Below are 24,359 nucleotides of genomic sequence, written 5' to 3'. Positions count from 1 at the left end.
GCCGGCTCCGCAGCAGCTGCAGCTGCCTGCGTCCGCGCCGGCCGGCCCGGTCGCCGAGCCCGCCGCGGCCAGCGGCACGGCCGACGAGCGGGCGATCCGGCGCGCGGTGGCCAAGATCCTCAAGCGCAAGACCTGGGGTGACCATGTGGTCGCGGCGGTCGGCTCGCCCGGCGGCGAGGTCTGGTTCGACAACGCCGCCGGCGTCGGCACCCCGGCCTCGCTGACCAAGCTGGTCACCGGGCTCGCGGCGCTGGATGCCCTCGGCGCCGAGCACACCTTCACCACGAAGGTGGTCGCCACGACCGGCGAGGCCGTGATCCTGGTGGGCGGCGGCGATCCGTACCTGGCCGCCGAGCCTGCCAAGGCCAGCGCCTGGCCGAAGCAGGCGGACCTGCGCACCCTGGCCGCGGAGACGGCGGCCGCGCTCGCGGCCGAGGGCCGGACCAGCATCCGGCTGCAGTACGACGACTCGCTCTTCAGCGGCCCCACGCTCAACCCGCGCTGGCCGGCCGACTACTTCTCCGACGGCGTCGTCGCTCCGATCACCGCGCTCTGGGCCGACCAGGGCGACAAGCGCGACGGCTGGGGCCACGAGGCGGACCCGTCGCGCTCGGCGGCCCAGCTCTTCGCCGGCTACCTGCGCAAGGCCGGCGTCCAGGTGACCGGAAAGGTGCGCCCGGCCTCCGCCCCGTCGACGGCGTCCGTGCTCGCGGAGGCCGAGAGCGCCCCGCTGAGCCAGGTCGTCGAGCAGGTGATCGCGGTCAGCGACAACGAGGGGGCCGAGCTGCTGGCCCACCATGTCGGCCTGGCCGAGGGCACCGGTGGCTCGTTCACCGGTGGCGCCCGGGGGGTGCGCGCGGTGCTGAGCCGGCTCGGCGTGCCGATGGCCGGTGCCCGGCTCTTCGACGGCAGTGGGCTCTCGCGTGACAACCTGCTCAGCGCCCGGACCCTGCTCGGCGTGCTGAGCGTCGCAGCCCAGCAGCCTGCGCTGCGGGCGGTGATCGAGGGACTGCCGGTGGCCGGCTTCAACGGCTCGGCCGCCCTGCGCCTGGCCGAGAGCGACCCCGAGGGCCTGGGCCGGGTGCGGGCCAAGACCGGCACCCTGACCGGGGTGCACGGCTTCGCCGGGGTGATCGACGCCGTCGACGGCACGGTGTTCACCTTCGTGGTCTTCGCGGACCGGGTGAAGGTCGAGGACACCCTGGCCGTGCGGGAGTCGATCGACGACTTCTCGGCGGCACTGGCCGCCTGCCGCTGCGGCTGACGCCGTCTGGGCCCGCCGCGTAGGGTCGTGGGCATGGAGCAGTCAGGCAGCGGGTCGTTCATCGACTGGGACTACGCCGTCCGGATCGGCACCCGGATCGTCGGCGAGGGGCCCGAGGTCACCGCTGCCGAGGCCAGCGCAGCGGTCGAGGAGCTGCGGGCGGGCGCCAACCGGGCCACCGGCCTGGTCCGCGACTTCACCGGACTCGACGCCCCTGCCGGCACCGCTCCGATCCTGGTCGTCGACCGGGCGAGCTGGGTGCGTGCCAACGCCGACTCGTTCGCCACCGCGCTCGGGCCGGTGATCGGCTCGGTGATGGGCGACAGGTCGCCGGGGCTGATCGGGCGCACCATCGGCTCGCGCGTGACCGGCGCCGAGGTCGGCCTGCTGCTCGGGTTCATGGGCTCGCGGGTGCTCGGCCAGTTCGACCCGTTCCACGACCCGCACGGGCGGCTGCTGCTGGTCGCTCCGAACGTGGTGCACGTGGAGCAGGAGCTGGGCGCCGACCCCACCGACTTCCGGCTCTGGGTCTGCCTGCACGAGGAGACGCACCGGGTCCAGTTCACCGCCGTGCCGTGGATGCGCGAGCACCTGATGAGCATGGTGGCCACGATCGCGGCCACCATGAAGTCGGACGACGGCGCGCTCGACGAGGGCGTGAAGAAGGTCGCCTCCGCACTCCGCGAGGGCTCCGGCAGCGGGTCGCTGGTGGAGATGGTGAGCAGCCCGGAGCAGCGCGCGCTGATCGATCAGGTGACCGGGATGATGTCGCTGCTGGAGGGTCACGCCGACGTGGTGATGGACGGCGTGGGGCCCGAGGTGATCCCCAGCGTCGCCGCGATCCGCCGCAAGTTCACCGAGCGTCGCAAGGGCGTCGGTCCGCTGGACCGGATCCTGCGCCGGCTGCTCGGGCTGGACGCCAAGATGGCGCAGTACCGCGACGGCGCCAACTTCGTGCGCGCCGTGATCGCCGACGTCGGGATGGACGGCTTCAACGCGGTCTGGGCGCAGGCCGAGAACCTGCCCTCGAAGGCGGAGATCCTTGAGCCCGAGCTGTGGGTCAAGCGGATCCACGGATGACCCTGCACCCGGCCATCGCCGCGGTCCGGCGCGGGGTGCGTGCGGTGCTCGCCGAGACCCAGCCCGGCCAGCGCATCGTCGTCGCCTGCTCCGGCGGCGCGGACTCACTGGCGCTGGCCTCGGCTGCCGTCTTCGAGGGCCACAAGGCGGGTCTGGCGATCATCGGCGCGACCGTCGACCACGGACTGCAGGAGGGGTCGGCGGCCCAGGCCGAGCGGGTGGTCGGGCAACTGGCTGCCATCGGCGTCGACGAGACGCTGACCGCCCGGGTGACGGTCGCCGCCGACGGGCTCGGGCCGGAGGCGNNNNCCCGCTCGCGAGGCTCGCTACCAGGTCCTCGCCGAGATCGCCGAGCGCACCGGAGCCGCCCTGGTCCTGCTCGGGCACACCCGCGACGATCAGGCCGAGACGGTGCTGCTCGGGCTCGCCCGCGGCTCCGGCGGGCGCTCGGTGGCCGGCATGCGACGCGGCTTCGAGGTGTTCCGGCGGCCGCTGCTCGACGTCACCCGCGACGACACCGCCGAGGCGTGCCTGATCGAGGGGCTGGACGCCTGGGCCGATCCGCACAACGAGGATCCGGGCTACGCCCGGGTGCGGGTCCGCAAGCAGGTGCTGCCGGTGCTGGAGGACGCGCTCGGCCCCGGCGTCTCCGCGGCGCTGGCCCGCACCGCCGAGCTGCTGCGCCCGGACATGGAGTTCCTCGACGAGCTGGCGGCGCTGTCGCTGCGCGAGTGCGCCGGCAGCGACGGGCTCTCGGTGCAAGCGTTGGCGGGACTGCCCCAGGCGCTGCGCACCCGGGTGCTGCGGGCGGCGGCGGTCGCGGCCGGTGCGCTCGACGCCGAGCTGGCCTACGAGCACGTGACGGCGATGGATGCGCTGGTCACCGGCTGGCGCGGCCAGCGCTGGATCGACCTGCCCGGGCACCTGCGGGCCCTGCGTGCCGACGGCGAGATCCGCTTCCAGCCCTCGATGTGACCTCAGCGCGCAGATCGGCGTCCTGGATGCGCGCTCAGGTCACACGGAGCGGACGACTTCGAGGTCACTTCCCGAGATGACGCCAGTCAGGCCGCGATGTTGCTTCGTGCGCCAGGCCGCGAGAAGGCTGAGGGCTGCGAAGGCCAGGAGCGCTGGGGTCGTCCAGGCCGGAGTCGCCCAACCCAACGCCAGGAAGACGCCGACGCCGCTTGCCAGCTTGGCGATCCGCGAGACGATCAGCGCGCCTGGGCGCCGTGGAACGGCGCGGATCGAGACCACCCATTCGCCGACGGTGCGACCGAAGCCGAGCACCGCGATCGTCTCGATGGCGCCCGGCACTCCCCATTGCAGCGCGGCCTGCAGCGTGACATCGAGGTCGCTGACCTCCATCTCGGCCAGGTAGAGGCCCCAGGCCCGATAGCCCACCGCGACCACCGCGCCCAGCACGATGACGAACAGCACGTCGCAGGCCATCCCCATCCAGCGTCGTCCCGTGGTGAGGGCGGTCGGCAGCGCGCGCGGTCCGTCGTGCTCGCGCACCAGGAGCAGGGCGATCACGGAGCCGGCCGTCGCGCCGAGCGTGTTCACCAACAGGTCGTCGACGTCGAAGAGGCGGTAGGCACATCGGTACACGCCGAAGATCCCGGTGGTCTGCGTGACCTCGATCAGCAGGGAGACGGTGAACCCGAGGCAGGTGGCCACCACCACTCCGTGGCCGAGCACGCGGCGGACGAAGTAGCCGAGCGGCACGAAGAGCGCGGCGTTGAGGGCGACCTGCAGGAAGGCGGCGTCGCGAACCAGGCTGGCCCAGCCGCCTTCGGTGGGCCGGATGGCGCGGATGGTGGCCAGCGGATCGGTCTGCCGACCGACGCAGGTGAAGCCCTCGGCGGGTAGCGGCAGCAGCGTGTAGGTCCACAGTGCCAGGCCGTAGACGGCGCCTGCGAGGAGGACCAGGAGGTCACTCACGCTCAGCCGACCCCGGCGGCGGTACTGGAGGGCCGCTACCGGGATCACCAGGAGCGCCGCCAGCCCGGTGCCGAGGATGACGGCGAGGAGGCCGTTGATGGTCTGGTCGCTCATGGAGCGAGGCTAGGTGATCCAGCAGACGTCTCCCGGCACCGGCTGATGAGCGATCGCACCGGATGTGGCAGGCTGACGGACATGGATTCCGCCCACGTCGAAAGCGATCTGATCAACATCCTCTTCACCGAGGAGCAGATCCAGGCGAAGCTGCAGGAGATGGCCGACCGGATCGCCGCCGACTACGAGGGGCAGGACCTCCTCATGGTGGGCGTGCTGCGCGGCGCGGTCATGGTGATGGCCGACCTGTCGCGGTCGCTGGGCCGCCATGTCGAGATGGACTGGATGGCCGTGAGCTCCTACGGCTCGGGCACCAAGTCGTCGGGCGTGGTGCGCATCCTCAAGGACCTCGACACCGACATCTCCGGGCGCCACGTGCTGGTGGTCGACGAGATCATCGACACCGGGCTGACCTTGAGCTGGCTGATCTCCAACCTGTCCAGCCGCAACCCGGCCAGCGTCGAGATCGCCACCCTGCTGCGCAAGCCCGAGGCGCTCTCGATGCCCGTCGAGCCCAAGTACGTGGGCTGGGACATCCCCAACGAGTTCGTGGTCGGCTACGGCCTCGACTACAAGGAGCGCTACCGCAACCTGCGCGACATCGGCACCCTGGCGCCGCACGTCTACTCCTGAGCCGTCGCGCCGCGTCCTGCGGCGGACTAGTGGCGCGGGACACTAGGGTCGGCTCATGCTGATCCGACCGGCTGAGCTCGAAGCGATCCGGCGCGGGGATATCGACCTCGCGTTCCGGCGTTGGGACCGACCACGGGTGAAGGTCGGCACCCGGCTGCGCACCGCCGTCGGGCTGGTGGAGGTGACCGGCGTCGACCAGGTCGCCGTCTCGGCCCTGCGGGCCGACGACGCCCGGCGCTGTGGAGCCGCGTCGCTGACGGCGCTGAAGGGTGCGTTGAGTGCCCGCGCGGAGCTGCCGGTCTTCCGCGTCGAGCTGCGCTTCGCCGGCGCCGACCCGCGCGAGGCGCTGCGGGAGGCGGTCCCGGACGCCGAGGAGATCGCTGCGATCGGAGCCTGGCTCGACCGGCTCGACACGTCGTCCGCGATCGGCGCCTGGACCCGGCAGACGCTCCGGTTGATCGACGCCAACGCCGAGGTGCGTGCTCCGGAGCTCGCCGCCGAGGTGGGGCGCGAGACGGCGGAGTTCAAGCGCGACGTCCGCAAGCTCAAGGAGCGCGGACTGACCGAGTCACTGGCGATCGGCTACCGGCTCTCGCCCCGCGGCGAGGCGGTGCTCGACGCCGAGGACGGGCCGCGCTCGCGGGAGCCGCGCCGCGTCGGCACACCGCTGCCACGCACCATCGGGGCGCCGGCGACCGCCGCTCTGCGCGCAGCAGACCTGCACACGTTGGAGTCCGTCGCCACCTGGAGCCGCGGCGATCTGGCGGCGTTGCGCGGCGTCGGGCCGATCGCGCTCGACCGACTGGCCGCGGCGCTCGCGGAACGCGGGCTCGGCTTCGCCGTCTCCTGAGGTGCGTGCCGCGGGGTCAGGAGGCCGGCGTCAGCAGCATCGGCAGCAGCGTGACCGCCTCGGTGCGCAGGTTGGCCAACGCGTCCTCGCGGCCGCACAGGTGGCCGAGCAGGGCCTGCTGGAAGAGGCCGTCGAGCAGTCCGTAGACGACTGCCGGCGCCATCGCCGGCTCGCGGCCGGCCAGGGCGGCGTAGGTGCTGATCACCCGCCAGATCATCTCTTCGAGGGTCTTGTCGATCGCGACCACCGCCTCGCGGAGGTTCTCCTCGAACATGCTCTGCGAGCGCAGGTCGTACCAGAGCCGGTGCATCGGCGCCTCGTCGAGGATCGTCTCGACCAGCTTGTCGGCGAACGCCTCGGCCAGCCCCTCGGCTGTGGTCGCCTCGGCGACGACGCCGTCGTAGCGGTGCACGCAGGTGGCCTTGTAGTAGCGCACGCAGTAGACGATCAGCTCGAGCTTGTCGGCGAAGTAGTAGTGCACGACGCCGTGGGAGAAGTCGGAGTTGTTCGCGATCTCGCGCAGGCTCGCCTTCGCATAGCCGAGCTCGCCGAGGGTGCGCAGCGCGGACTCCGCCAGCTCGCGGCGGCGTTCGTCGTGCTTGTCGGCAGGCGTTCGACGAGTCGGTGCGGTCGTCATGAACGGTGAGCCTAGCCGCTGCGGAGTGATCTTGACAGTCGTCAAGAAAATTTTGGACAACTGCCCAGGAAAGTCTTGACGGTCGTCAAGATCATGGGGTTGTGTGATGCGCATCACTCGTCACGAAGGAGGGCCCATGCCCAGCAGCATCGATCTGTCCGGCCGCACCGCACTGGTCACCGGCGGTGCCCAAGGGCTCGGCGAAGGGATGGCCCGAGCGCTGGCAGCGGCCGGCGCTTCGGTCGTGATCGCGGACCTGCGCGACGACCAGGGCGCAGCGGTGGCTGCCGCGATCGGTGGCCACTTCGTCCACCTCGACGTGACCAACGAGCTCTCCTGGCAGGCGGCGATCGCCGTCGCCGTGGAGACCGGCGGCCTCGACATCGTGGTCAACAACGCCGGCATCGAGATCAGCAGCCTGATCCTCGACCTGGAGCCCGACGACGTGCGCCGGATGCTCGAGGTCAACGTGCTCGGCACCGCGCTCGGCATCAAGCACGCGTTCCGCGCGATGCGGCCCGAGGGTCCGGCCGGCCAGGGCGGCGTGGTGATCAACGTGGCCTCGGTGGCCGCCACCATCGCCTTCCCCGCGATCGCCGGCTACTCGGCGACCAAGTCGGCGGTGGACCGGCTGACCCGGGTCGCGGCGATGGAGAGCGGCAAGCTCGGCCTCGGCGTCCGGGTGAACTGCATCTACCCGGGGCTGGTGCCCACCGAGATGGGCGCGGGACTGGCCAACGACATGGCCGAGCTCGGTCTCTATCCGTCGCCGACCGACGCGGTCGCCGCGGTGGTCGAGCTGACGCCGTCCGGTCGGCTCGGCACCATCGAGGACATGGCAGACGCCGTGGTCTTCCTGGCGTCGGACCACGCGAAGTTCGTCAACGGCGTCGGCCTCCCGGTCGACGGCGGCATGGGAATGTGAGGAGCGAGATGTCCAGCACCAAGCCCGTCGTGGTCTACGGCGCCTCCGGCTACACCGGCCGGTTGATCTGCGAGTACCTGCGTGAGTTCAACGTGCCCTTCGTTGCGGCGGGCCGCGACGCCGACCGGCTCAAGGCCTCGATGGAGGCGAACGTCGCCGGGATCGAGACCGCCGACTACGAGATCGTCGAGGTCGCCCACGAGGTCTCCGCCCTGGCGGAGCTCTTCGCCGGCGCCTCGGTGGTCTGCAACACCGTCGGCCCGTTCAGCAAGTACGGCCCGAGGGTGGTGGAGGCCTGTCTGGCCGGCGGCGCCCACTACCTCGACACGACCGGCGAGCAGGACTGGCTGATCACCTGCGACGAGCAGTACGGCAAGGCCTTCGCCGCGAATCACCTGCTGCTCAGCCCCGGCATCGCGCAGATGTACACCACCGGTGAGATCGCGGCCGAGCTCTGCTTGGAGAAGCCGGGCCTGGACACCCTCGACATCGCGGTCTTCTGGGGCGGCTCGCCGACCATCGCCTCCACCCAGACCATCCTGGTCAACGCCGCGACGTCGTCCGCGCACTACCTGCAGCAGAACGACTACGTGGAGTTCGACCCGAACCAGGGCCTGGTCCCGCTGGTGGTGCCCGGCCAGCACGAGCTGGCCCAGTCGCTGCCGTGGGGCGGTACCTCGCACCCCGTCTGGTACCGCAAGGATCCGCGGGTGGCGAACTGCAAGGCCCAGGGCGGCGTCTTCAACGCGGCGCTGATGAACGGCGTCCCGCAGATCGTCGCGGGTGCGCTGGAGGCGACCAAGGACATGAACGACGAGGACCGCGACGCCGCGCTGACCGCGACCGCGGCCCAGGTGATGAACCAGATGCCGCCACGGGAGAACCCGCGGCTCAACAAGTCGCTGGACTCGGTGCACGCCTCCGGTCCGCTGGGGCGGGCCCACTGCGTGATCCACGGCAATCAGAACTACAAGCAGACGGGGCTGTTGCAGGCCTATGCGGCCTACTCGCTGCTCCAGCAGCCGCCGCTGCGGGTCGGGTTCGCCTCGGGCTGCAAGGCGTTCGGCCACCGTGAGCTGCTCGGCCAGCTGCGCGCCTTCGGCCTGGTCGCGGAACCGGTCCTGACCGTCGAGGGCTGAGCGCCGTGCGCTTGGTGGAGTACCTCGACAAGGGCGCCTCGTTGGGAGGCGAGGCGCCCTGCCTGGTCTGTGACGGCGAGACCCTCAGCTACGACCAGGTCCAGCGGCTCAGTCATCGGATCGCCTCCGCCCTGGCGGCGCAAGGCGTCCGCGGCGGCACCAAGGTCGCGGTGCTCTCCGCGAACGATCCGATCGCGTTCAGCTGCGTCTTCGGGATCAGCCGCGCCGGAGCGGTGTGGTGCCCGATCAACCCCCGCAACGAGGCCGACGAGAACCGCGAGCTGCTCGAGCTCTTCGACTGCGAGGTGCTGATCTTCCAAGGCGCCTTCACGCCCCTGGTCGCCGCGATCCGGGGCGATCTGCCGCAGCTGCGCACCCTGGTCTGCCTCGACGCGGAGGTCGAGGGTGCACTCACCTGGGCCGAGTTCCTGGCGCAGGGCAAGGAGATCGTCGAGGCCCCGAGTGCCGACGACCTCGCGATGATCGTTGGAACCGGTGGGACCACCGGTCGCCCCAAAGGGGTGATGCTCACCGGCACCAACCTGGAGACGATGACCGCGCTCACTCTGATCGGCTACCCCTGGCCGGAGCGCGGTCATCGTCCGACCTACCTGGCGCTGGCGCCGTTGACGCACGCCGCGGGGGTGCTGTGCTTCCCGGTGCTGGCGCTGGGTGGCTCGATCGTGGTCCTGCGCACCCCGGACGTCGGCGCCTTCCTGAGTGCGATCGCGGAGCATCGGGTGACCCACACCTTCCTGCCGCCGACGCTGATCTACATGGTGCTGGACCATCCGGCGCTGGCGACGGCGGAGCTCGGCTCGTTGCAGTGCTTCTGGTACGGCGCAGCACCGATGTCGACCAGTCGGTTGGAGGAGGCGTTGCGCCGGATCGGCCCGGTGATGGCCCAGCTGTTCGGGCAGACCGAGGCGCCGATGATGATCGCCACCCTGGCGCCGGCCGAGCACTTCCGCGACGACGGATCGGTCGCCGTCGAGCGGCTCTCCTCGGCCGGTCGGCCCTCCCCGCTGGTCCGGGTCGCGATCATGGACGACGCCGGACGCCTGGTGGCACCAGGAGAGCGCGGCGAGATCGTGGTCCGCGGATCGTTGGTGATGCGCGGCTACTACAAGAACCCCGAGGCGACCGCGGAGGCGTCGGCGCACGGCTGGCACCACACCGGCGACATCGGCTTCCTCGACGCCGACGGGCTGCTGCACATCGTCGACCGGGCCAAGGACATGGTGATCACCGGCGGCTTCAACGTCTACTCCACCGAGGTCGAGCAGGCGTTGATGGCGCATCCGTCGGTGGCCGACTGTGCGGTCATCGGGCTGCCCGACGAGAAGTGGGGCGAACGCGTGACGGCGGTCGTCCAGGCCCGGCCCGGGATCGGTGTCGACATCGCCGAGCTGACCTCCTTCGTGAAGGAGCGGATCGGCAGCGTGAAGGCGCCCAAGCAGATCGAGATCTGGGCCGACCTGCCCCGATCCAAGGTGGGCAAGGTGCTCAAGACCGAGATCAAGGCCCAACTCGTCGCCGACCCCGACCACGCGAACGACTGAGGGCCGCGTCTTCTGCAGCTCTGAGCACGCAGGCTCACGCGCAGCTGAGGCAACGGCGTCAGGCTGGAGTCATGTGGGCAGAGGAGAGCACCCGGTTCACCACCTTCGGGCCGGTGCACGTGATCATGCTGGTGACGTTCGTGCTGGTCTGCGTGCCGCTGGTCCGGTGCGGACGACGGCACCGGGGGACCGGGCGCGAGGTGCGGTTCTCCCGGGCGTTCGCGGTGCTGATCCCGGTGGTCACGGTGCCGATGCAGCTGCTCCAGCTCACGCCGTCGGAGTGGGACCTGGACACCTCGTTGCCCCTGCAGATCTGCGACTTCGCCTGGGTGCTGGCCAGCTACGCGCTGTGGACCCGCAAGCGCTGGGCGGCCGGCGTCAGCTGGCTGTGGGGCCTGACGCTCACCCTGCAGGGCATGCTGACCCCGGACCTGGCCTCCGGCTGGGCCGAGCCGCGCTTCGCGATGTTCTGGGCGATGCACTGGCTGATCGTCTGGTCGGCGGTCTACCTGGTCTGGGGGCTCGGGCTCTACCCGGGCTGGCGCGAGCTGCGGATCGCGATCGGGCTGACCTCGCTCTGGGCCGCGGGCGTGATGACGTTCAACGCGATCATCGGCACCAACTACGGCTACCTCAACGGCAAGCCCAACAACGCGTCCGCGCTCGACTACCTCGGGCCCTGGCCCTCCTACGTGGTGATCGAGGTGGCCATCGTGATCGCGGTCTGGACGCTGATGACCTGGGCCTGCGTGCGCCGCACCCGCACCGCTGCGGGCTGACTCAGCCGGCCGCCGCCACGACCGCCTCGCCGCCGTCCCAGGTGGCGACGAGCCTCGCCGCTCCGTCGACGGGTGAGCGGAGATCGCCGCTGAGGACGACGGAGCCGCGGCTCGGCTCCCCGGCGAGGTGGACCTTCACGGCCGGGTCGATCTGCTCGACGCTGCCGTCGAGGTGGTGCAGCTCGACGGCCGCCTGCTGCTGCTCGTCGGCCAGGGCGCGGGCGAAGCAGGCCTGCGCCACCGGGTCGTGGGTGGCGTCGTAGATCCAGCGCCGGCCCAGGGCGGAGTGCTCCATGGTGGTGATCAGGTGACTCTCGGCGCCGTCCAGAGGCGCACCCCGATAGGTCAGCGGCACCTGGGCGATCAGGTCGCCACGCCGCGCGATCAGCGCCTCCACGCCGACCTCGCCATCGGGATCGTCGAAGCGGTAGCCGCCGATCAGCTCGACCGCGCCGGTACCGCCCCACGGTTGATCGTCGAGCCAGGCAGTGGCGACTTCCAGCTTGCTGGGAGAGATCTCTGCACGATGAAGGACTGCCATGTCGCCAGCCTAGGACGGTGCCCTGAACGGGTTGCCATGCTCTGGGCACAATGGGGGCATGAGCTTCACTGACCTGATGGCGGGCCCCCCGCCCACGAACCTTCCCGTCGACCCGGCGGTCGCCGAGCTGGACGGCGGCGCCGCCCCGGCCGCGGTCGTGCGCAACCACCCGGCCTCGCCGGCTGCCTGGGCCGCGCTGGCCGAGCAGGCCGTCGAGCAGAGCGCCGACGACGTCACCGTCTACGCCTACGCCCGCGTCGGCTACCACCGCAGCCTCGACATGCTGCGCCGCAACGGCTGGAAGGGCCACGGCCCGGTGCCGTGGGAGCACGAGCCCAACCGCGGCTTCCTGACCTGCCTGGCGCTGCTGGCCAAGGCCGCCCGCGCGATCGGCGAGACCGACGAGTGGGAGCGCTGCTCCAGCTTCCTGCGCGAGACCAGCGCCACCGCAGCCGACGAGCTGCTCGCCTGACCCAGCCGCAGGACAGCGGTCGATCACTGTCGCCTGGTGACAGTGATCGACCGCTGTGTGGTGTCGTGACGTCGATGGCCTAGGCTCGGCAGCACATAGACAGGGGAGCCCTCCACATCGGAGAGCTGAGAGTGCGGAACGGCCGCAGACCCTCATGACCTGATCCGGTTAGCACCGGCGAAGGGAGTCGGGAGACACCAGATGAACACGCATTTCCGCCTGCGCACGATCGCGCTCGCAGCCTCGGCCACGCTGGTCCTCGCCAGCTGCTCGCTGCTCGGCTCGGACGACGACTCCGACGGTGACGACGTCCAGCGTGGGGAGTCGCTGAAGGGCACCACGGTGGTGCTGGCCACCCACGAGTCGTTCGCGCTGCCCGAGGGGCTGATCAAGGGCTTCGAGGCCGAGACCGGGATCACCCTCAAGGTGCGTCCCTCCGGCGACGCCGGTGAGCTGACCACCTCGCTGGTGCTCAGCAAGAGCAAGCCGTTCGCCGACGTCGCCTTCGGCGTGGACAACACCTTCGCCACCCGCGCGGTGGGCGAGGGCGTCTTCGCCGAATACCAGCCCACCTTGCCGAACGGTGCCGAGGAGCTCGAGCTCGACGGTGACGCCGCCGACGTGCTGACCCCGATCGACCACGCCTCGGTCTGCGTCAACGTCGACGACGCCTGGTTCGCCGAGAACGACCGGCTCGCCCCGCAGAACCTCGACGACCTGGCCGACCCGGCGTTCAAGGACCTGCTGGTGCTGCCTGGTGCCACCACCTCCAGCCCCGGCCTGGCCTTCCTGCTGGCCACCATCGCCGAGTACGGCGAGGACGGCTGGCAGGGCTACTGGAGCCGACTGATGGAGAACGGCGCGAAGCTGGCCGACGGCTGGACCGAGGCCTATAGCGCCGGGTTCACCGGCGCCGGCAAGGGCGACCGTCCGATCGTGGTCTCCTACGACACGTCCCCGGCGTTCACCATCGACGAGAAGTCCGGCGACTCGACCACCAGTGCGCTGCTCAACACCTGCTTCCGGCAGGTCGAGTACGCCGGGGTGCTGGCCAACGCGAAGAACCCGGCCGCTGCGGAGAAGGTGGTCGACTTCCTGCTCAGCCCCGAGGTCCAGGCGGTGATTCCGGAGAACATGTACGTGTTCCCGGCCGACGGCGACGTCGAGCTTCCCGCCGAGTGGGCGAAGTTCGCCAAGCCGGCCACCGACCCGCTGGCGGTCTCCGCCGACGACATCGACGAGCACCGCCAGGCGTGGCTCACCGAGTGGACGGACCTGGTCACCCGCTAACCGGGAGCAACGATGCCTCGACTGCGCAGAATCGCCGGCCTGGTCGCTCTCGCGGCCGGGCCGGTGCTGGTGCTCGGGGTCTTCTTCGTGCTGCCGGTGAGCGGCATGCTCGGCCTCGGGCTGTGGCCCGACGGTCGGCTCGACCTGGAACCGGCGTGGGAGGCGATCACCCGCGAGCGCACCGCGCGGGTCGCCTGGTTCACACTCGGGGCCGCGGCCAGCGCGACCGTGATCACCCTGCTGCTCGGCATCCCGGCCGCGTACGCGCTCTACCGCCTGGCGATCCCGGGACGACGGATGCTGCGGGCGATCCTGCTGGTGCCGTTCGTGCTGCCCACCGTGGTGGTCGGCGTCGCCTTCGACTCGCTGCTCGCCGCCGACGGCCCGCTCGGCTTCCTCGGCTGGTCCGACGGCCCGCCCGCGATCATCACCGCGATGGTCTTCTTCAACCTGGCCGTCGTGGTGCGCACCGTCGGATCCGCCTGGGAGTCGCTCGACCCCCGTCCCGGCGAGGCGGCAGCCGCCCTCGGCGCGCGGGGATGGCAGGCCTTCTGGGTGGCCACCTTCCCGGCGCTGCGCGGCTCGATCGTCTCGGCCGCCAGCGTGGTCTTCCTCTTCTGTGCCACCGCCTTCGGGGTGGTGCTGGTGCTCGGCGGGATGCGCTACGCCACCCTGGAGACCGAGATCTACCTGCTCACGGTCAACCTCTTCGACCTTCAGGCCGCGGCCGCGCTCTGCCTGCTCCAGTTCGTGATGGTGCTCGGCCTGCTCGCGGTCGCGCACCGGGCCCGTCGCGGCGCCGTCGCCGTGCAACGGGTGACCGCCCGGCCCCGACCGGTGCGTGTCAGCGACCTGCCGGCCCTGCTGACGACTCTGCTCGGCGTGGTGCTGGTGGCCGTGCCGGTGCTCGCCCTGGTGCTCACCTCGCTGCGTGACGACGGCACCTGGAGCCTGGCCAACTACCGCCGCCTGGGCCGCAGCGGCGACCCCGACCTGCCGGTGTCGGTGACCGAGGCGCTGGCCAACTCGCTGCGGATCGCCCTGGATGCCACCTGGATGGCGTTGCTGGTCGGGCTGCTGGTGGCGATCGTGGTCACCCGCCGCTCGTACTCGCCCGCCGAGCGCCGGGTCCGCGGGCTGCTCGACGGCTTCTTCATGCTGCCCCTGGGGATCTCCGCGGTCACCCTCGGCTTCGGCTTCCTGGTCACCCTCGACGAGCCGCCGCTCGACCTGCGTGACTCGCCGCTGCTGGTGCCGATCGCGCAGGCGCTGGTGGCCCTGCCGCTGGTGGTGCGGATCCTGATCCCGGTACTGGCCGGGATCGACGACCGGCAACGCCAGGCCGCGGCCTCGCTCGGCGCCTCGCCGCTGCGGGCCACGCTTACCGTCGACCTCGCCGTCGTCAGCAAGCCGCTGCTGGCCGCGGCCGGGATGGTCTTCGCCGTCTCGCTCGGTGAGTTCGGCGCCACCTCGTTCCTCAGCCGGGCCGACCATCCCACGCTGCCGGTGCTGATCTTCCGGCTGCTCGGCACGCCGGGCGAGCACCACTACGCGATGGCGGTGGCTGCGTCGGTCCTGCTCGCCGCGACCACGGCCACGGTCATGTTGATCACCGAGCGCCTGCGGGTGCCCGGGGTAGGAGGCTTCTGACATGTTGCGCATCGACGACGTCAGCGTGCGCTACGGCGCCGAGGTCGCCCTCGACGGGGTCAGCCTCGAGGTCCCTGACGGCCAGGTGCTGGCGGTGCTCGGCCCCTCGGGCTGTGGGAAGTCGACCCTGCTGCGCGCGGTGGCTGGCCTCGAGCCGTTGGCCGGCGGCCGGATCTTCGCCGACGGCGTCGACCTGCGCCGGACGCCGACCCATCGCCGCGGCTTCGCACTGATGTTCCAGGACGGCCAGCTCTTCGCCAGCAAGAGCGTGGCCGGCAACATCGGCTACCCGTTGCGGCTGCGGCGACGGGCCAAGGCAACGGTGGCGGCCCGGGTCGAGGAGCTGCTGGACCTGGTCGGGCTCGGCGGCTACGGCGCGCGACGTCCCGAGACGCTCTCCGGCGGTGAGCGGCAGCGCGTCGCGCTGGCCCGAGCGCTGGCCGTCGAGCCACGGCTGCTGCTGCTCGACGAGCCGTTGAGCGCGCTCGATGCGGCCCTGCGTGAGCGGCTCGCCGTGGACCTTCGCCGGATCATCACCGCTTCGGGCACCACCGCCCTGATGGTCACCCACGACCACGAGGAGGCGTTCGCGCTGGCCGACCGGATGGCGCTGATGCGAGCCGGGCGCGTGGTCCAGGTCGGTGAGCCGGCCCAGGTCTGGGCACACCCGGTCGACGTCGAGACCGCGCTCTTCCTCGGCTATGACCGCGTCGTGGACGGCGCGGCGACCCAGGTGGTGCTGCAGGCCGCGGGTCTGGCCGGCGCCGGTGCGGTCGCGCTGCGCCGCTCGGCGTTGGAGGTGTCGCCGGACGGCCCGCTCGAGGGCGTGGTCCGGGCGTCGCGGGCGGCGCCCGAGGTGGTCCGCCTGGTCGTCGAGACACCTGCATTGGGCGAGGTCTCCGCAGTGGCGAGCACCACCGAGGTCGCCCCGGGGCCGGGGCAGCGGGTGCGGATGCGGGTGATCGCGGACCGCCTTGCCGTCGTCGGCGACGCGGCGACCGCTGGGCAAGTCCCCTAAACTACGGGTCGTGTATCGCCGCGCCTATGCCCTCCTCGTTGGAAACGCCCTGCTCATGGGCGCGCTTGCCATCGTCGCGGCGATCAGCCTCGACAAGAGCCTGGTCGACCCCGAGGGCTTCCTCGGACCGGCCTGGACCCGGCTCCCACTGCTGGTGGGAGCAGCGCTCTTCGTCGACCTCATCCCGCGTGCGATCTGGCTCTCCAAGGGCAAGCCCCACCTGTGGGGCGGGCTGATCAAGGAGCGCTGGCGCGAGCACTGGGACCGTGAGCGGTTCACCCTGGTGGCGCTCGGCATCGGCTGCTTCTACGTGGTCTACGTCTGCTACCGGAACCTGAAGTCGTTCCTGCCCTCGGTGATGGGTGACGCCAACTACGACCGTGAGCTGGACCTGCTCGACCACGCGATCTTCCTCGGCCACGAGCCGGCGAGCATCATCCACGCCATCTTCGGCACCACCATCTCGGCGCACGTGCTGTCGTCGATCTACGTGCTCTTCATCCCGATGGTCGCGGTGCTGGTGGCGATCTGGTGCGTCTGGTCGCGGAACATCAGCTACGGCTACTGGTTCGTGACCAGCCAGTGCCTGATCTGGACCCTGGGCACCGCCACCTACTACATGCTGCCCTCGCTCGGCCCGGGCCTCGAGTACCCGTGGCGCTACCAGGACCTCGCGCACACCGGCACCACCGATCTGATGAACTCCCTCTACAACGCCCGCGAGGCGTTCCTGTGGTGGGACGGCTACGGCGGCGCGCAGACGGTCGCCGCCTTCGCCAGCCTGCACACCGGCGTCACCCTGCTGTGGGCGCTGATGGTGCAGTACACGGTCAAGATCCGCTGGGTGCACTGGGTGATGTGGGCCAACTTCGGCTGCACCGTGGTGGCCACTCTCTACTTCGGCTGGCACTACGTCGCCGACGACGTCGCGGGCGTCGCCATCGCGCTCATCTCGTTCTACATCGGCGGAATCGCATCGGGGCAGAAGTTCGATCGGCACGGCCTCTCCAGCCATCCCACGACGACCACCTCGAAGATCCCGGTCGAGCCGAAGGCGCACGCCGAGCGGGAGCCTCGCGTGTGATCACGCCCTGGGCCGTCTGACCTCCGCTCAGGGGTCCGGTCTAGTCCGGATGTGATCTACCGTAAATCGGACTAAGCGGACGTAGCGCCGAAAATTCGGTGGTTCTCGTCACCAAAACACGGTAAACACTGGACCTCGTTCACAGTCGTCATTTACAACTATTTATCGTTTGACCTTCTCGGGACTGTTCTTGTCGTCGCCGTAGGGGGAGTTTCACAAGTGCTCACGAACGAGCCCGCCGTGTCTGCACGCGCCGGGGCCCGATTCTGGTCTGCCATCGCCATGGTCTTCGGACTCGTCATCATGGCGATCACGCCATTGGTCGCGATGAGTCCGGCGAACGCGGCCGGCAACTATCTGTCGATCGACAAGGACGTCGACGTCAGCGAGCTGGCGGCCGGTCAGACCTTCACCTACACGATCACCGTGCGGTGCTCCGAGGAGGACTGCATCAACGCCCAGGTGCGCGACCCGCTGCCTGACGCGTTGACGGGCTTCGCGATCCAGGACGTCACCTACAACCCGGCCGGCATCCCGCGCACCGTGCAGTGGCTGCCCGGTGGCACGGCGACCCCGCCGGCCACGATCGCAGCCGACACCGAGCTCGTGGTCGACATCCAGGAGAGCACCGACGGCGGCACGGTCGGCCTCGGCAACGGCCAGGACTACCGGATCACCCTCTCCCTGCAGGTTCCGGCGGACTACCCGCCGGGCAGCAGCGGCGACATCGTGAACGTCGCGTACGGCACCGCCGACAACGCCAACCCGGTCTCCGACGACGCCACGGTCTCGATCGAGGTCCCGGTGCGGATGGGCGTCGAGGTCGACAAGACCTGGGCACCGGCCAACCAGGTCTTCAACCCCGGTGCCGACTCCACGATCGGCCTGAGCGCCAAGAACACCTCGAACGTCGACGTCGACAGCCTCACCATCCAGGAGCCCAAGGCGGCACCCGACGGCGCGGCGGCCCTCGACGCCAGCAACCCGTTCGTGATCACCGACTTCACCGGCTTCGGCGACGTCAGCCTGCCGGCCGGCTGCGCCACCGTGCAGGTCGACGCCTACGTACGCACCGGTGGCACCTGGAGCTGGACCGCCGGCACCCCCGTCGCCGCGCCCACCGTCGCGCTGCCCGCCGGCGTCAGCAACGCCGACGTGGGCGGCATCCGGATCACCTGCACCGGCGTCATCGAGCCGGGCCAGATCGTCGACGTCGAGCTCGACGTCGAGCAGCGCGCCACCCACCGCAACGACGGCGCGGACCTGTCCACGGCCCCGCACTCGGTGAACAACGTGACCACCGGCGAGGCCGTCCTGGCCGGACAGCCGAAGGCGACCGACGACGGCAACGCCTCCTTCGCGGTGGCCCCGTCGATCCCGACCGTCGAGGCGCACAAGGACATCACCCCGGGCACCATCACCGCCGGACAGGACGCTCAGGCGACCCTGACCGCGACCAACGGCGGCGTGCCGGTCGACCGGCTCGTCCTCTCCGACCTGGACTTCTTCACCTCCGAGGTGACCTTCGGCGGCTTCGACGCCGCGCCGGTCTGGCCGGCCGGTGCCACCGCCGCCACCCTCAGCTACAAGCACGCAGGCGGCTCCGAGGAGATCACCCTCGTCCAGGGCGTGGTCCCGCCGCTGCCCAGCCAGCCGATCACCGGCTTCGAGATCACCTGGACCGGCAACACCATCGACGCCGACGAGAGTGGCGTCGCGAAGTTCACCATCGAGACCACTGAGAACGCCACCGGAACCGAGTCGACCGCGACCCTGACCAACACGGTCGACGTCGAGGTCGAGGCTCCCAACGGCCTCACCGACACCGACAGCGCGACCGACGACCTGCGGATCATCAACCCGGAGATCGAGGTCACCCTCGCCAAGTCCGTGCGGCCCTCGACCCCGGTCAACCCGGGCGAGTCGGTGATCACCTCGCTGCGCGCCGACGCCATCGTCAAGGGCGCCGGCACCCGGCTGACCGACGTCGTCATCGAGGACGTCTGGGCAGGCGACGCCGAGGGGTTCTGGAACGCCTTCGACTTCAACTCCATCGCGCCGACCCAGGTCCCGCCGAACACCAAGCTGACCGTCGAGGTCTTCGACGGCACCGCCTGGCACCCGCTGACCGTCACCGGTCCGGTCGCCAGCGCCACGGTCTTCACGATGGACGAGGCCGCCGTCGACAGCGCGCTCGCGGCACTCGTTCCGCCGCTCAACGCCAGCAACGTCACCGGCCTGCGGTTCTCCTTCAACAACGCCGCCGGCTTCCCGACCGACACCGCGCTGACCCCGAACATCGACTTCGAGGCGCGCAGCACCAAGCGCACCGGCGGCGGGGTGACCCCCGCGCCCGAGCAGCCGACGAACTACGTCAACGCCGCCACGGTCACCGCTGACGGTGAGTCCGACGGCGGCAAGGACCTCCACGACAGCGACGGCGACACGGGAGTCGGCACCGTGGAGACCGAGCCCGGTGGCCCCGGCCCCGGCGTCTCCATCGTCAAGGACTGGACGACGGCAGCCGTCGACGCGCAGTCGTCGGCGAGCGCCCGCACCAACCTGGACTGGAGCGTCAGCAAGGGCTTCAGCCCGGTGGCGATCCAGGACCAGCCCGGCACGCCGAGCGCGGCCGGCGTCTCCAGCACCGTCTTCGACGCCTTCAACCTGACCCGGATCGACCCGATCAGCGCCAGCAGCGTGGCCTACAGCCAGGGCTGGTTCCTGCTCTACGACACGGTCACCACCGTCGAGCTGTTCAACGGCACCTCCTGGCAGACCGTGGCCGCCCCGGCCGGCTCCTGGATGACCGCGCAGCGCGGCTTCAAGGGCTACGACCTGACCCCCGCCCAGCAGCAGTCGACGATCAGCGTGCGGATCACCGTCGCGGAGACCGCTGCGGACACCATCGCGCGCCAGGCCGCCCGCCAGGACGTCGCGTCGCTCGACCCGTTCGCGCCGCTGCCCAACGCCGGAGTCGGCTACGGCAGCACGCCGCGTCGCTTCGCCCTGCAGTGGCAGATTCGCGACACGACCCGCTCCAGTGGCGCCTTCGTCACCGAGGACTCGGTGCTCAACCACGCTGACGCCGGCACGGTCGACAACACCGTCGGCATCACCGGCAACCCGACCGCCGGTGGCGCTCCGGCCACCGACACCGACTCGGACACGATCGTGATCGTCGACCCGGACCCGCTGGTCTCGGTCACCAAGTCGGTCACCCCGACCACCGAGCTGTTCACCCCGCCGTCCGGCAGCCCGGCCTCGGCCTACCCGAGCGCGACCTGGACGATGACGGCGAAGAACGCCTCGACGGCCCGGGCCACCTACGTGCGCCTGACCGACCCGGCGACCTGCACCGACACCGCGCTGGGCGACTGCCAGACCTCGGCCGACGTCGCGGGTGGGACTTACACGGGTGCCGTGGCCGGCGCGACCGACGACCCGTTCGACACCTCGGCGAACTACCTCAGTGACCCCGCCGTGGCGAACCCGTTCAACCGCTTCGACGCCACCAAGATCACCATCGCCGCCAGCATCGGCGCGGAGGTGGACCTGGGCGCCACCACGGTGTGGCTGCTGCGCTACTCCGGTGGCACCTACAGCACCGAGCAGCTGACCGCGACCGCGGCCAACGCGCTGACCGCGGCGCAGCTCGGCGACGTCGTCGGGATCTCGGTGACCTTCCAGGACACGAACCCTGCCTTGGGCGGCACGATCACCCAGGCCAACAACCTGACGCTGACCGTCGAGTCCAAGCTCCGCTCCACCCTGCGCCACGACGGCAGCGAGCAGGTGCTGCGGGCCGGTGACACGCTCGACGTCCCGAACCGGGTCTTCGCGCAGTCCTACGACCCGGTCGCCAGCGCCGGGGTGCTGACCGGCGACGCGGCCGACACCAAGGTCGTGCTGACCGGTGGTCTGGTGAACATCACGCCCACCAAGACGGTCACCCCCGCGCAGCTGAACGAGCCGCAGCGTGGCGACACCGTGAACGTGGTGCTCGGTGCGAACCAGGGCTCCAGCCCGCGCAGCACCCTGTCGCCGCAGGAGGTCGTGATCACCGATCAGGCCGACTCGGTGGAGTTCTGGAACAACTTCGACCTGACCGGACTGGGCACGGTGACCCTTCCGGCCGGTGCGAACCGGGTGCGCGTCGACCTCTTCGACGGCACCGACTGGGTGCTCGGCACCCCTGGCGCCACCGCTGCGCTCCCGGCGGGCCTCGCGCTCGACCAGGCGCAGGGCATCCGGTTTACCTTCGACCGTGCGGACGGCGGCCTCTTCTCGAGCACCATCCCCGCTCCCAACTGGAGCGCGAGCGCAGCGCTGACGGTCAAGGTGCGTGACACGCGCCGTGACGACGACGCGGCGATCGTCTTCGCCGGCCAGCGGATCGACAACACGCAGAGCTCCGCCTCGACCCGGACCGACGGGAACAACTCGCCGGTCAAGGACGCGACCGATGACATCGTGCTCTCGAAGGGCACGCAGGAGATCGCCGTCCGCAAGCTGACCAACGACGGCAACCGCTTGGCCAACGTCGGCTCCGCGGTGCCGTTCGACCTGACCATCCGCAACGTCGGCACCGGCTACCTGACGGTGACCGAGCTGACCGACGACCTGCCTGCCGAGCTGCTCTACCTGGAGGAGCCCGCACCGGTCTTCACCGCTCAGCCCGGCGGCCTGCTCTCGGACGAGGTCACCGTGACGCCGAGCCCGGACGGGCGCCGGATCACCTTCACCTGGCCCGATGGCGGCGACCGGATGCTGCCGGGCGAGACCTTCAAGATCCGGGTCTTCCTCGAGCTGCAGCCGGGCCTCGGCACCGGCCAGACCGCGCTCAACACGATGACGGTGCGCACCGAGGAGCAGCTGACCGGGTGTCGCAACACCGTGGCCGGAGGACCGCTCACCGGGGCCTGGGACGCTGACAAGCAGACCTGTGGCACCACCGACTACGTCGGCGTCGTCAACGGCCCGAACGTGATCACCATGAAGGGTGTCCGCGGCTCGCTGCCGGGCGCCTACGTGCCGGGCAACGACGCAGCGGTCTGCGCGCCGCGGCTGAGCGCGACCCCGGGTGCGGCGGTCGCCACTGACGGCAGCTTCTACCGTCCGCAGTGCGTGGCGCACAGCCAGGTCGACGGCGTCGACGACTGGGTGCTGAACAACGTCAACGCGGGCACGGTGGCGGTCAAGGAGCTGGTGATCTTCGACCAGCTCCCGGTCGCCGGCGACAAGCTGCTGGTCTCCGGCGGCAGCCGCGGCTCGGTCTACCGCCCGCAGCTGGTGGCCGACTCGCTGAAGGTGACCGGTCCGACCGGTGCCACCGCGAAGATCGAGGTCACCACGAGCGCCAACGTCTGCGTCGGCACCTGGGACACCATCCGCACCCAGCCGGCCTGTGAGCAGAGCGGCGAGGTGTGGGCCGAGGCCGACGCCGACACCGACTGGTCCACCGTCAGCGGTCTGCGGATCACGATGGACTTCAGCGGGACCGCGACCGGCAACCTGGCCCCCGGCCAGAAGGTCGACGTCAACTACTCCACCCGCAACGTGCTGGAGAGCGACGCCGACGCCAGTGGCGCCTCGAAGGTGGTTCCGGCCGCTGACGAGTTCGCCTACAACCAGCATGGCATCAAGTACCAGTTCGCCGGCCAGGCGCAGTGGCGTGAGCTCAGCCCCAACAAGGTGGGTGTGCACCTGCGTACCGGCTCGATCCGGATCGACAAGGCCATCACCGGTCCGGCGACCGACTACGCGCCGACCGGGGTCCTGGCCGACGTCTCCTGCCGGATCGGCACCGAGGAGCTCGACCTGGGCGCCGACGCCGTCGTCGAGCTGAACGCCGGCAACGGCTACAGCGTGCGGATCAACGGAATCCCGTTGAGCGTGGACGGAACCGAGTGCACGGTGTCCGAGCAGGGCAGCACCGGAACGTTCGGTGAGACCACCCGTACCGGCTCGCCGACCACGCTGCTGGTCGCCGAGCCCACCGACGGCGCGGTTCCGGCCGCTCAGGTCGCCGCGCTGGGCAACGACTACCAGTTCACCGGTCTGTCGGTGCAGAAGCTGGTGGAGACCGACGCGGTCGACACCGACTTCGGTCCGTTCTCCTTCGACCTGTCCTGCCTGTCGATCCTCGGCACGCCGGTCACCTTCGCGGGTGGCGCGACGAGCGTCGACTTCGACCTGGAGGCCGGCGACACCTGGACCGCCCCGACGGGCGTGATCCCGGTGGGTGCGACCTGCACCCTGACCGAGCGGGACTCCTCGTTCGCGGACGAGATCGTCATCGTCGGCGACAACGTCACCGACCAGGGCGCGGGCGTGGCCACCATCGTTCCGGGCGTGGACCCGGCGGCGGTCGTGGTGACCAACGGCTACGACGCCGGCACGGTGACGATCAACAAGGTCGTCGACGGTGACGGCGCTGCCCGCTGGGGCACCGGTGAGTTCGGCTTCGACGTGGCCTGCACCTACCAGTCGCAGAAGCCGTTCGAGGGCTCGTTCACGCTCCGTGCGGGTGACTCCCGCACGCTCGGCCCCTACCCGGCCGGCACCGAGTGCGTGGTCACCGAGAGCAGCACCGGCGGTGCCACGACCACCACGCTCGACCCGGTCGACGGCGTCGTCGTGGTGCCGGCCCCGGGCGCGGGTGAGACGGTCGGCAACATCGCCGTCACCGCCAACAACACGTTCGACCTCACCTCGCTCGACGTGGTCAAGGAGCGGATCGGCGCACTCGACGTCAAGGGTGCGAACGGGCCGTTCAAGGTGGCCCTGGAGTGCACCTGGCTGGTCGACGGGACCCGGACGCCGTTCGCGGTGCCGGGCGGCGCGGAGCGCAAGCTCACCAAGAAGAACGGCTACCGGGCGTCGTACGCGAACCTGCCGTCCAGCGCGAAGTGCACGCTGACCGAGACCGAGGACGGCGGCGCCAAGCGCACGTCGATCGAGGCCGAGGTCGCCGGCAAGACGGTCAAGGGCAAGAAGGCCACCATCACCCTCGACCTGACCCCGACCGCCGGTCCGGGTGAGGCGTCGGCGACGGTGACCAACGAGTTCGAGGCCGACGTCGAGTCCGACGGCGACGAGAACGACAACGGCGCTCTCGACGACGGCGACACGAACAACCTGCCGGGTGTGGGCAGCACGCTCACCCCGTGGTTCCTCGCCGTGGGCGCGCTGCTGCTCCTGGGCGGCCTCACGCTGCTGATCGCGCGACGTCGCGGCCTCAGCCAGCGCTAGCCCCCTGGGATAGTCCCTGACGAAAAGCCCCTCGAGACTCCGTTTCGAGGGGCTTTTCGTTCGGCAGCGCGTGATGATGGCAGCAACGTGCGAGTTGCGAGGGGCGCCGGATCGGGGCGCGGAGGC

Annotated in this window: 18 protein-coding genes and 1 riboswitch; of the genes, 15 read left to right on the top strand and 3 right to left on the bottom strand. The window is 70.7% G+C overall.

The window, feature by feature from the left end; all coding sequences use genetic code 11:
• The 3 genes from dacB to ABD151_RS08510 form a co-directional block, all read left to right on the top strand.
• Nucleotides 1-1,264, top strand: a 1,264-nt coding sequence (dacB, locus tag ABD151_RS08520) for a D-alanyl-D-alanine carboxypeptidase/D-alanyl-D-alanine endopeptidase (protein WP_343993280.1), incomplete at its 5' end; no start/stop codon positions are given.
• Nucleotides 1,265-1,297: 33 nt separating this feature from the next.
• On the top strand, nucleotides 1,298-2,344 hold the full coding sequence (locus ABD151_RS08515; protein ID WP_343993279.1) for a zinc-dependent metalloprotease: 1,047 nt from the start codon (nucleotides 1,298-1,300) through the stop codon (nucleotides 2,342-2,344).
• A 345-nt stretch (nucleotides 2,345-2,689) separates the two neighbouring features.
• Nucleotides 2,690-3,319: a tRNA lysidine(34) synthetase gene (locus tag ABD151_RS08510; protein ID WP_343993394.1), complete on the top strand. Its 630-nt coding sequence runs from the start codon at nucleotides 2,690-2,692 to the stop codon at nucleotides 3,317-3,319.
• 39 nt (nucleotides 3,320-3,358) lie between these two features.
• Here ABD151_RS08510 and ABD151_RS08505 read toward each other — a convergent pair whose 3' ends face one another.
• Nucleotides 3,359-4,399, bottom strand: a complete 1,041-nt coding sequence (locus ABD151_RS08505; protein WP_343993277.1) for a VanZ family protein — start codon at nucleotides 4,397-4,399, stop codon at nucleotides 3,359-3,361.
• A gap of 81 nt (nucleotides 4,400-4,480) precedes the next feature.
• Between ABD151_RS08505 and hpt the strand changes: the two genes are divergently transcribed.
• Nucleotides 4,481-5,032, top strand: coding sequence for a hypoxanthine phosphoribosyltransferase (hpt, locus tag ABD151_RS08500; protein WP_343993275.1), 552 nt, complete (start codon nucleotides 4,481-4,483; stop codon nucleotides 5,030-5,032).
• A gap of 55 nt (nucleotides 5,033-5,087) precedes the next feature.
• The gene (locus tag ABD151_RS08495) at nucleotides 5,088-5,882 is read left to right on the top strand and encodes an ASCH domain-containing protein (protein WP_343993273.1); all 795 of its coding nucleotides are present in this window, start codon (nucleotides 5,088-5,090) and stop codon (nucleotides 5,880-5,882) included.
• A gap of 16 nt (nucleotides 5,883-5,898) precedes the next feature.
• Here the strand turns inward: ABD151_RS08495 and ABD151_RS08490 are convergent, their stop codons facing one another.
• Nucleotides 5,899-6,519 carry a TetR/AcrR family transcriptional regulator gene (locus ABD151_RS08490; RefSeq protein ID WP_343993271.1) on the bottom strand — a complete coding sequence of 207 codons (621 nt, stop codon included), beginning with the start codon at nucleotides 6,517-6,519 and terminating at the stop codon, nucleotides 5,899-5,901.
• A 136-nt stretch (nucleotides 6,520-6,655) separates the two neighbouring features.
• Between ABD151_RS08490 and ABD151_RS08485 the strand changes: the two genes are divergently transcribed.
• The 4 genes from ABD151_RS08485 to ABD151_RS08470 all read left to right on the top strand — a co-directional run bounded on the left by ABD151_RS08485 (nucleotide 6,656) and on the right by ABD151_RS08470 (nucleotide 10,924).
• A complete protein-coding gene (locus ABD151_RS08485; protein WP_343993269.1) occupies nucleotides 6,656-7,444 on the top strand; it encodes an SDR family NAD(P)-dependent oxidoreductase in 789 nt (262 codons plus the stop codon).
• An 8-nt stretch (nucleotides 7,445-7,452) separates the two neighbouring features.
• A complete protein-coding gene (locus ABD151_RS08480) occupies nucleotides 7,453-8,583 on the top strand; it encodes a DUF5938 domain-containing protein (RefSeq protein WP_343993267.1) in 1,131 nt (376 codons plus the stop codon).
• Nucleotides 8,584-8,588: 5 nt separating this feature from the next.
• A complete protein-coding gene (locus ABD151_RS08475; protein WP_343993265.1) occupies nucleotides 8,589-10,145 on the top strand; it encodes an acyl-CoA synthetase in 1,557 nt (518 codons plus the stop codon).
• 71 nt (nucleotides 10,146-10,216) lie between these two features.
• A complete protein-coding gene (locus ABD151_RS08470; RefSeq protein ID WP_343993263.1) occupies nucleotides 10,217-10,924 on the top strand; it encodes a YwaF family protein in 708 nt (235 codons plus the stop codon).
• Nucleotide 10,925: 1 nt separating this feature from the next.
• Here ABD151_RS08470 and ABD151_RS08465 read toward each other — a convergent pair whose 3' ends face one another.
• Nucleotides 10,926-11,465 carry a CG0192-related protein gene (locus ABD151_RS08465; protein ID WP_343993261.1) on the bottom strand — a complete coding sequence of 180 codons (540 nt, stop codon included), beginning with the start codon at nucleotides 11,463-11,465 and terminating at the stop codon, nucleotides 10,926-10,928.
• Nucleotides 11,466-11,523: 58 nt separating this feature from the next.
• Between ABD151_RS08465 and ABD151_RS08460 the strand changes: the two genes are divergently transcribed.
• The 6 genes from ABD151_RS08460 (at nucleotide 11,524) to ABD151_RS08435 (ending at nucleotide 24,233) form a co-directional block, all read left to right on the top strand.
• Nucleotides 11,524-11,937, top strand: coding sequence for a DUF3151 domain-containing protein (locus tag ABD151_RS08460; protein ID WP_343993259.1), 414 nt, complete (start codon nucleotides 11,524-11,526; stop codon nucleotides 11,935-11,937).
• 91 nt (nucleotides 11,938-12,028) lie between these two features.
• A riboswitch (TPP riboswitch) is annotated at nucleotides 12,029-12,140 on the top strand.
• Nucleotides 12,139-13,227 (top strand): thiamine ABC transporter substrate-binding protein, encoded by a 1,089-nt coding sequence (locus ABD151_RS08455; protein WP_343993257.1) that lies wholly within the window; start codon nucleotides 12,139-12,141, stop codon nucleotides 13,225-13,227. It overlaps the preceding riboswitch by 2 nt.
• 12 nt (nucleotides 13,228-13,239) lie before the next feature.
• Nucleotides 13,240-14,877 carry an ABC transporter permease gene (locus ABD151_RS08450; RefSeq protein WP_343993255.1) on the top strand — a complete coding sequence of 546 codons (1,638 nt, stop codon included), beginning with the start codon at nucleotides 13,240-13,242 and terminating at the stop codon, nucleotides 14,875-14,877.
• A 1-nt stretch (nucleotide 14,878) separates the two neighbouring features.
• Nucleotides 14,879-15,895 carry an ABC transporter ATP-binding protein gene (locus ABD151_RS08445; protein WP_343993253.1) on the top strand — a complete coding sequence of 339 codons (1,017 nt, stop codon included), beginning with the start codon at nucleotides 14,879-14,881 and terminating at the stop codon, nucleotides 15,893-15,895.
• A gap of 10 nt (nucleotides 15,896-15,905) precedes the next feature.
• Nucleotides 15,906-16,979 carry a phosphatase PAP2 family protein gene (locus tag ABD151_RS08440; protein ID WP_343993251.1) on the top strand — a complete coding sequence of 358 codons (1,074 nt, stop codon included), beginning with the start codon at nucleotides 15,906-15,908 and terminating at the stop codon, nucleotides 16,977-16,979.
• A 240-nt stretch (nucleotides 16,980-17,219) separates the two neighbouring features.
• On the top strand, nucleotides 17,220-24,233 hold the full coding sequence (locus ABD151_RS08435) for a DUF5979 domain-containing protein (RefSeq protein ID WP_343993249.1): 7,014 nt from the start codon (nucleotides 17,220-17,222) through the stop codon (nucleotides 24,231-24,233).
• The last annotated feature ends 126 nt before the right edge of the window (nucleotides 24,234-24,359 follow it).

The organism is Nocardioides dubius (genome assembly GCF_039528155.1).
Lineage (GTDB): Bacteria > Actinomycetota > Actinomycetes > Propionibacteriales > Nocardioidaceae > Nocardioides > Nocardioides dubius.
Note: the sequence above shows the minus strand (reverse complement) of the source record. Positions and strands in the feature narration are given on the sequence as shown.

What these genes read in the sequence shown, in the direction of transcription:
- ABD151_RS08460 (WP_343993259.1), top strand. Translation starts at nt 11,524, where the DNA reads ATGAGCTTCACTGACCTGATGGCGGGCCCCCCGCCCACGAACCTTCCC.
- ABD151_RS08505 (WP_343993277.1), bottom strand. Translation starts at nt 4,399, where the DNA reads ATGAGCGACCAGACCATCAACGGCCTCCTCGCCGTCATCCTCGGCACC.
- ABD151_RS08470 (WP_343993263.1), top strand. Translation starts at nt 10,217, where the DNA reads ATGTGGGCAGAGGAGAGCACCCGGTTCACCACCTTCGGGCCGGTGCAC.
- ABD151_RS08465 (WP_343993261.1), bottom strand. Translation starts at nt 11,465, where the DNA reads ATGGCAGTCCTTCATCGTGCAGAGATCTCTCCCAGCAAGCTGGAAGTC.
- ABD151_RS08445 (WP_343993253.1), top strand. Translation starts at nt 14,879, where the DNA reads ATGTTGCGCATCGACGACGTCAGCGTGCGCTACGGCGCCGAGGTCGCC.
- ABD151_RS08480 (WP_343993267.1), top strand. Translation starts at nt 7,453, where the DNA reads ATGTCCAGCACCAAGCCCGTCGTGGTCTACGGCGCCTCCGGCTACACC.
- ABD151_RS08450 (WP_343993255.1), top strand. Translation starts at nt 13,240, where the DNA reads ATGCCTCGACTGCGCAGAATCGCCGGCCTGGTCGCTCTCGCGGCCGGG.
- ABD151_RS08490 (WP_343993271.1), bottom strand. Translation starts at nt 6,519, where the DNA reads ATGACGACCGCACCGACTCGTCGAACGCCTGCCGACAAGCACGACGAA.
- hpt (WP_343993275.1), top strand. Translation starts at nt 4,481, where the DNA reads ATGGATTCCGCCCACGTCGAAAGCGATCTGATCAACATCCTCTTCACC.
- ABD151_RS08495 (WP_343993273.1), top strand. Translation starts at nt 5,088, where the DNA reads ATGCTGATCCGACCGGCTGAGCTCGAAGCGATCCGGCGCGGGGATATC.
- ABD151_RS08485 (WP_343993269.1), top strand. Translation starts at nt 6,656, where the DNA reads ATGCCCAGCAGCATCGATCTGTCCGGCCGCACCGCACTGGTCACCGGC.
- ABD151_RS08515 (WP_343993279.1), top strand. Translation starts at nt 1,298, where the DNA reads ATGGAGCAGTCAGGCAGCGGGTCGTTCATCGACTGGGACTACGCCGTC.
- ABD151_RS08455 (WP_343993257.1), top strand. Translation starts at nt 12,139, where the DNA reads ATGAACACGCATTTCCGCCTGCGCACGATCGCGCTCGCAGCCTCGGCC.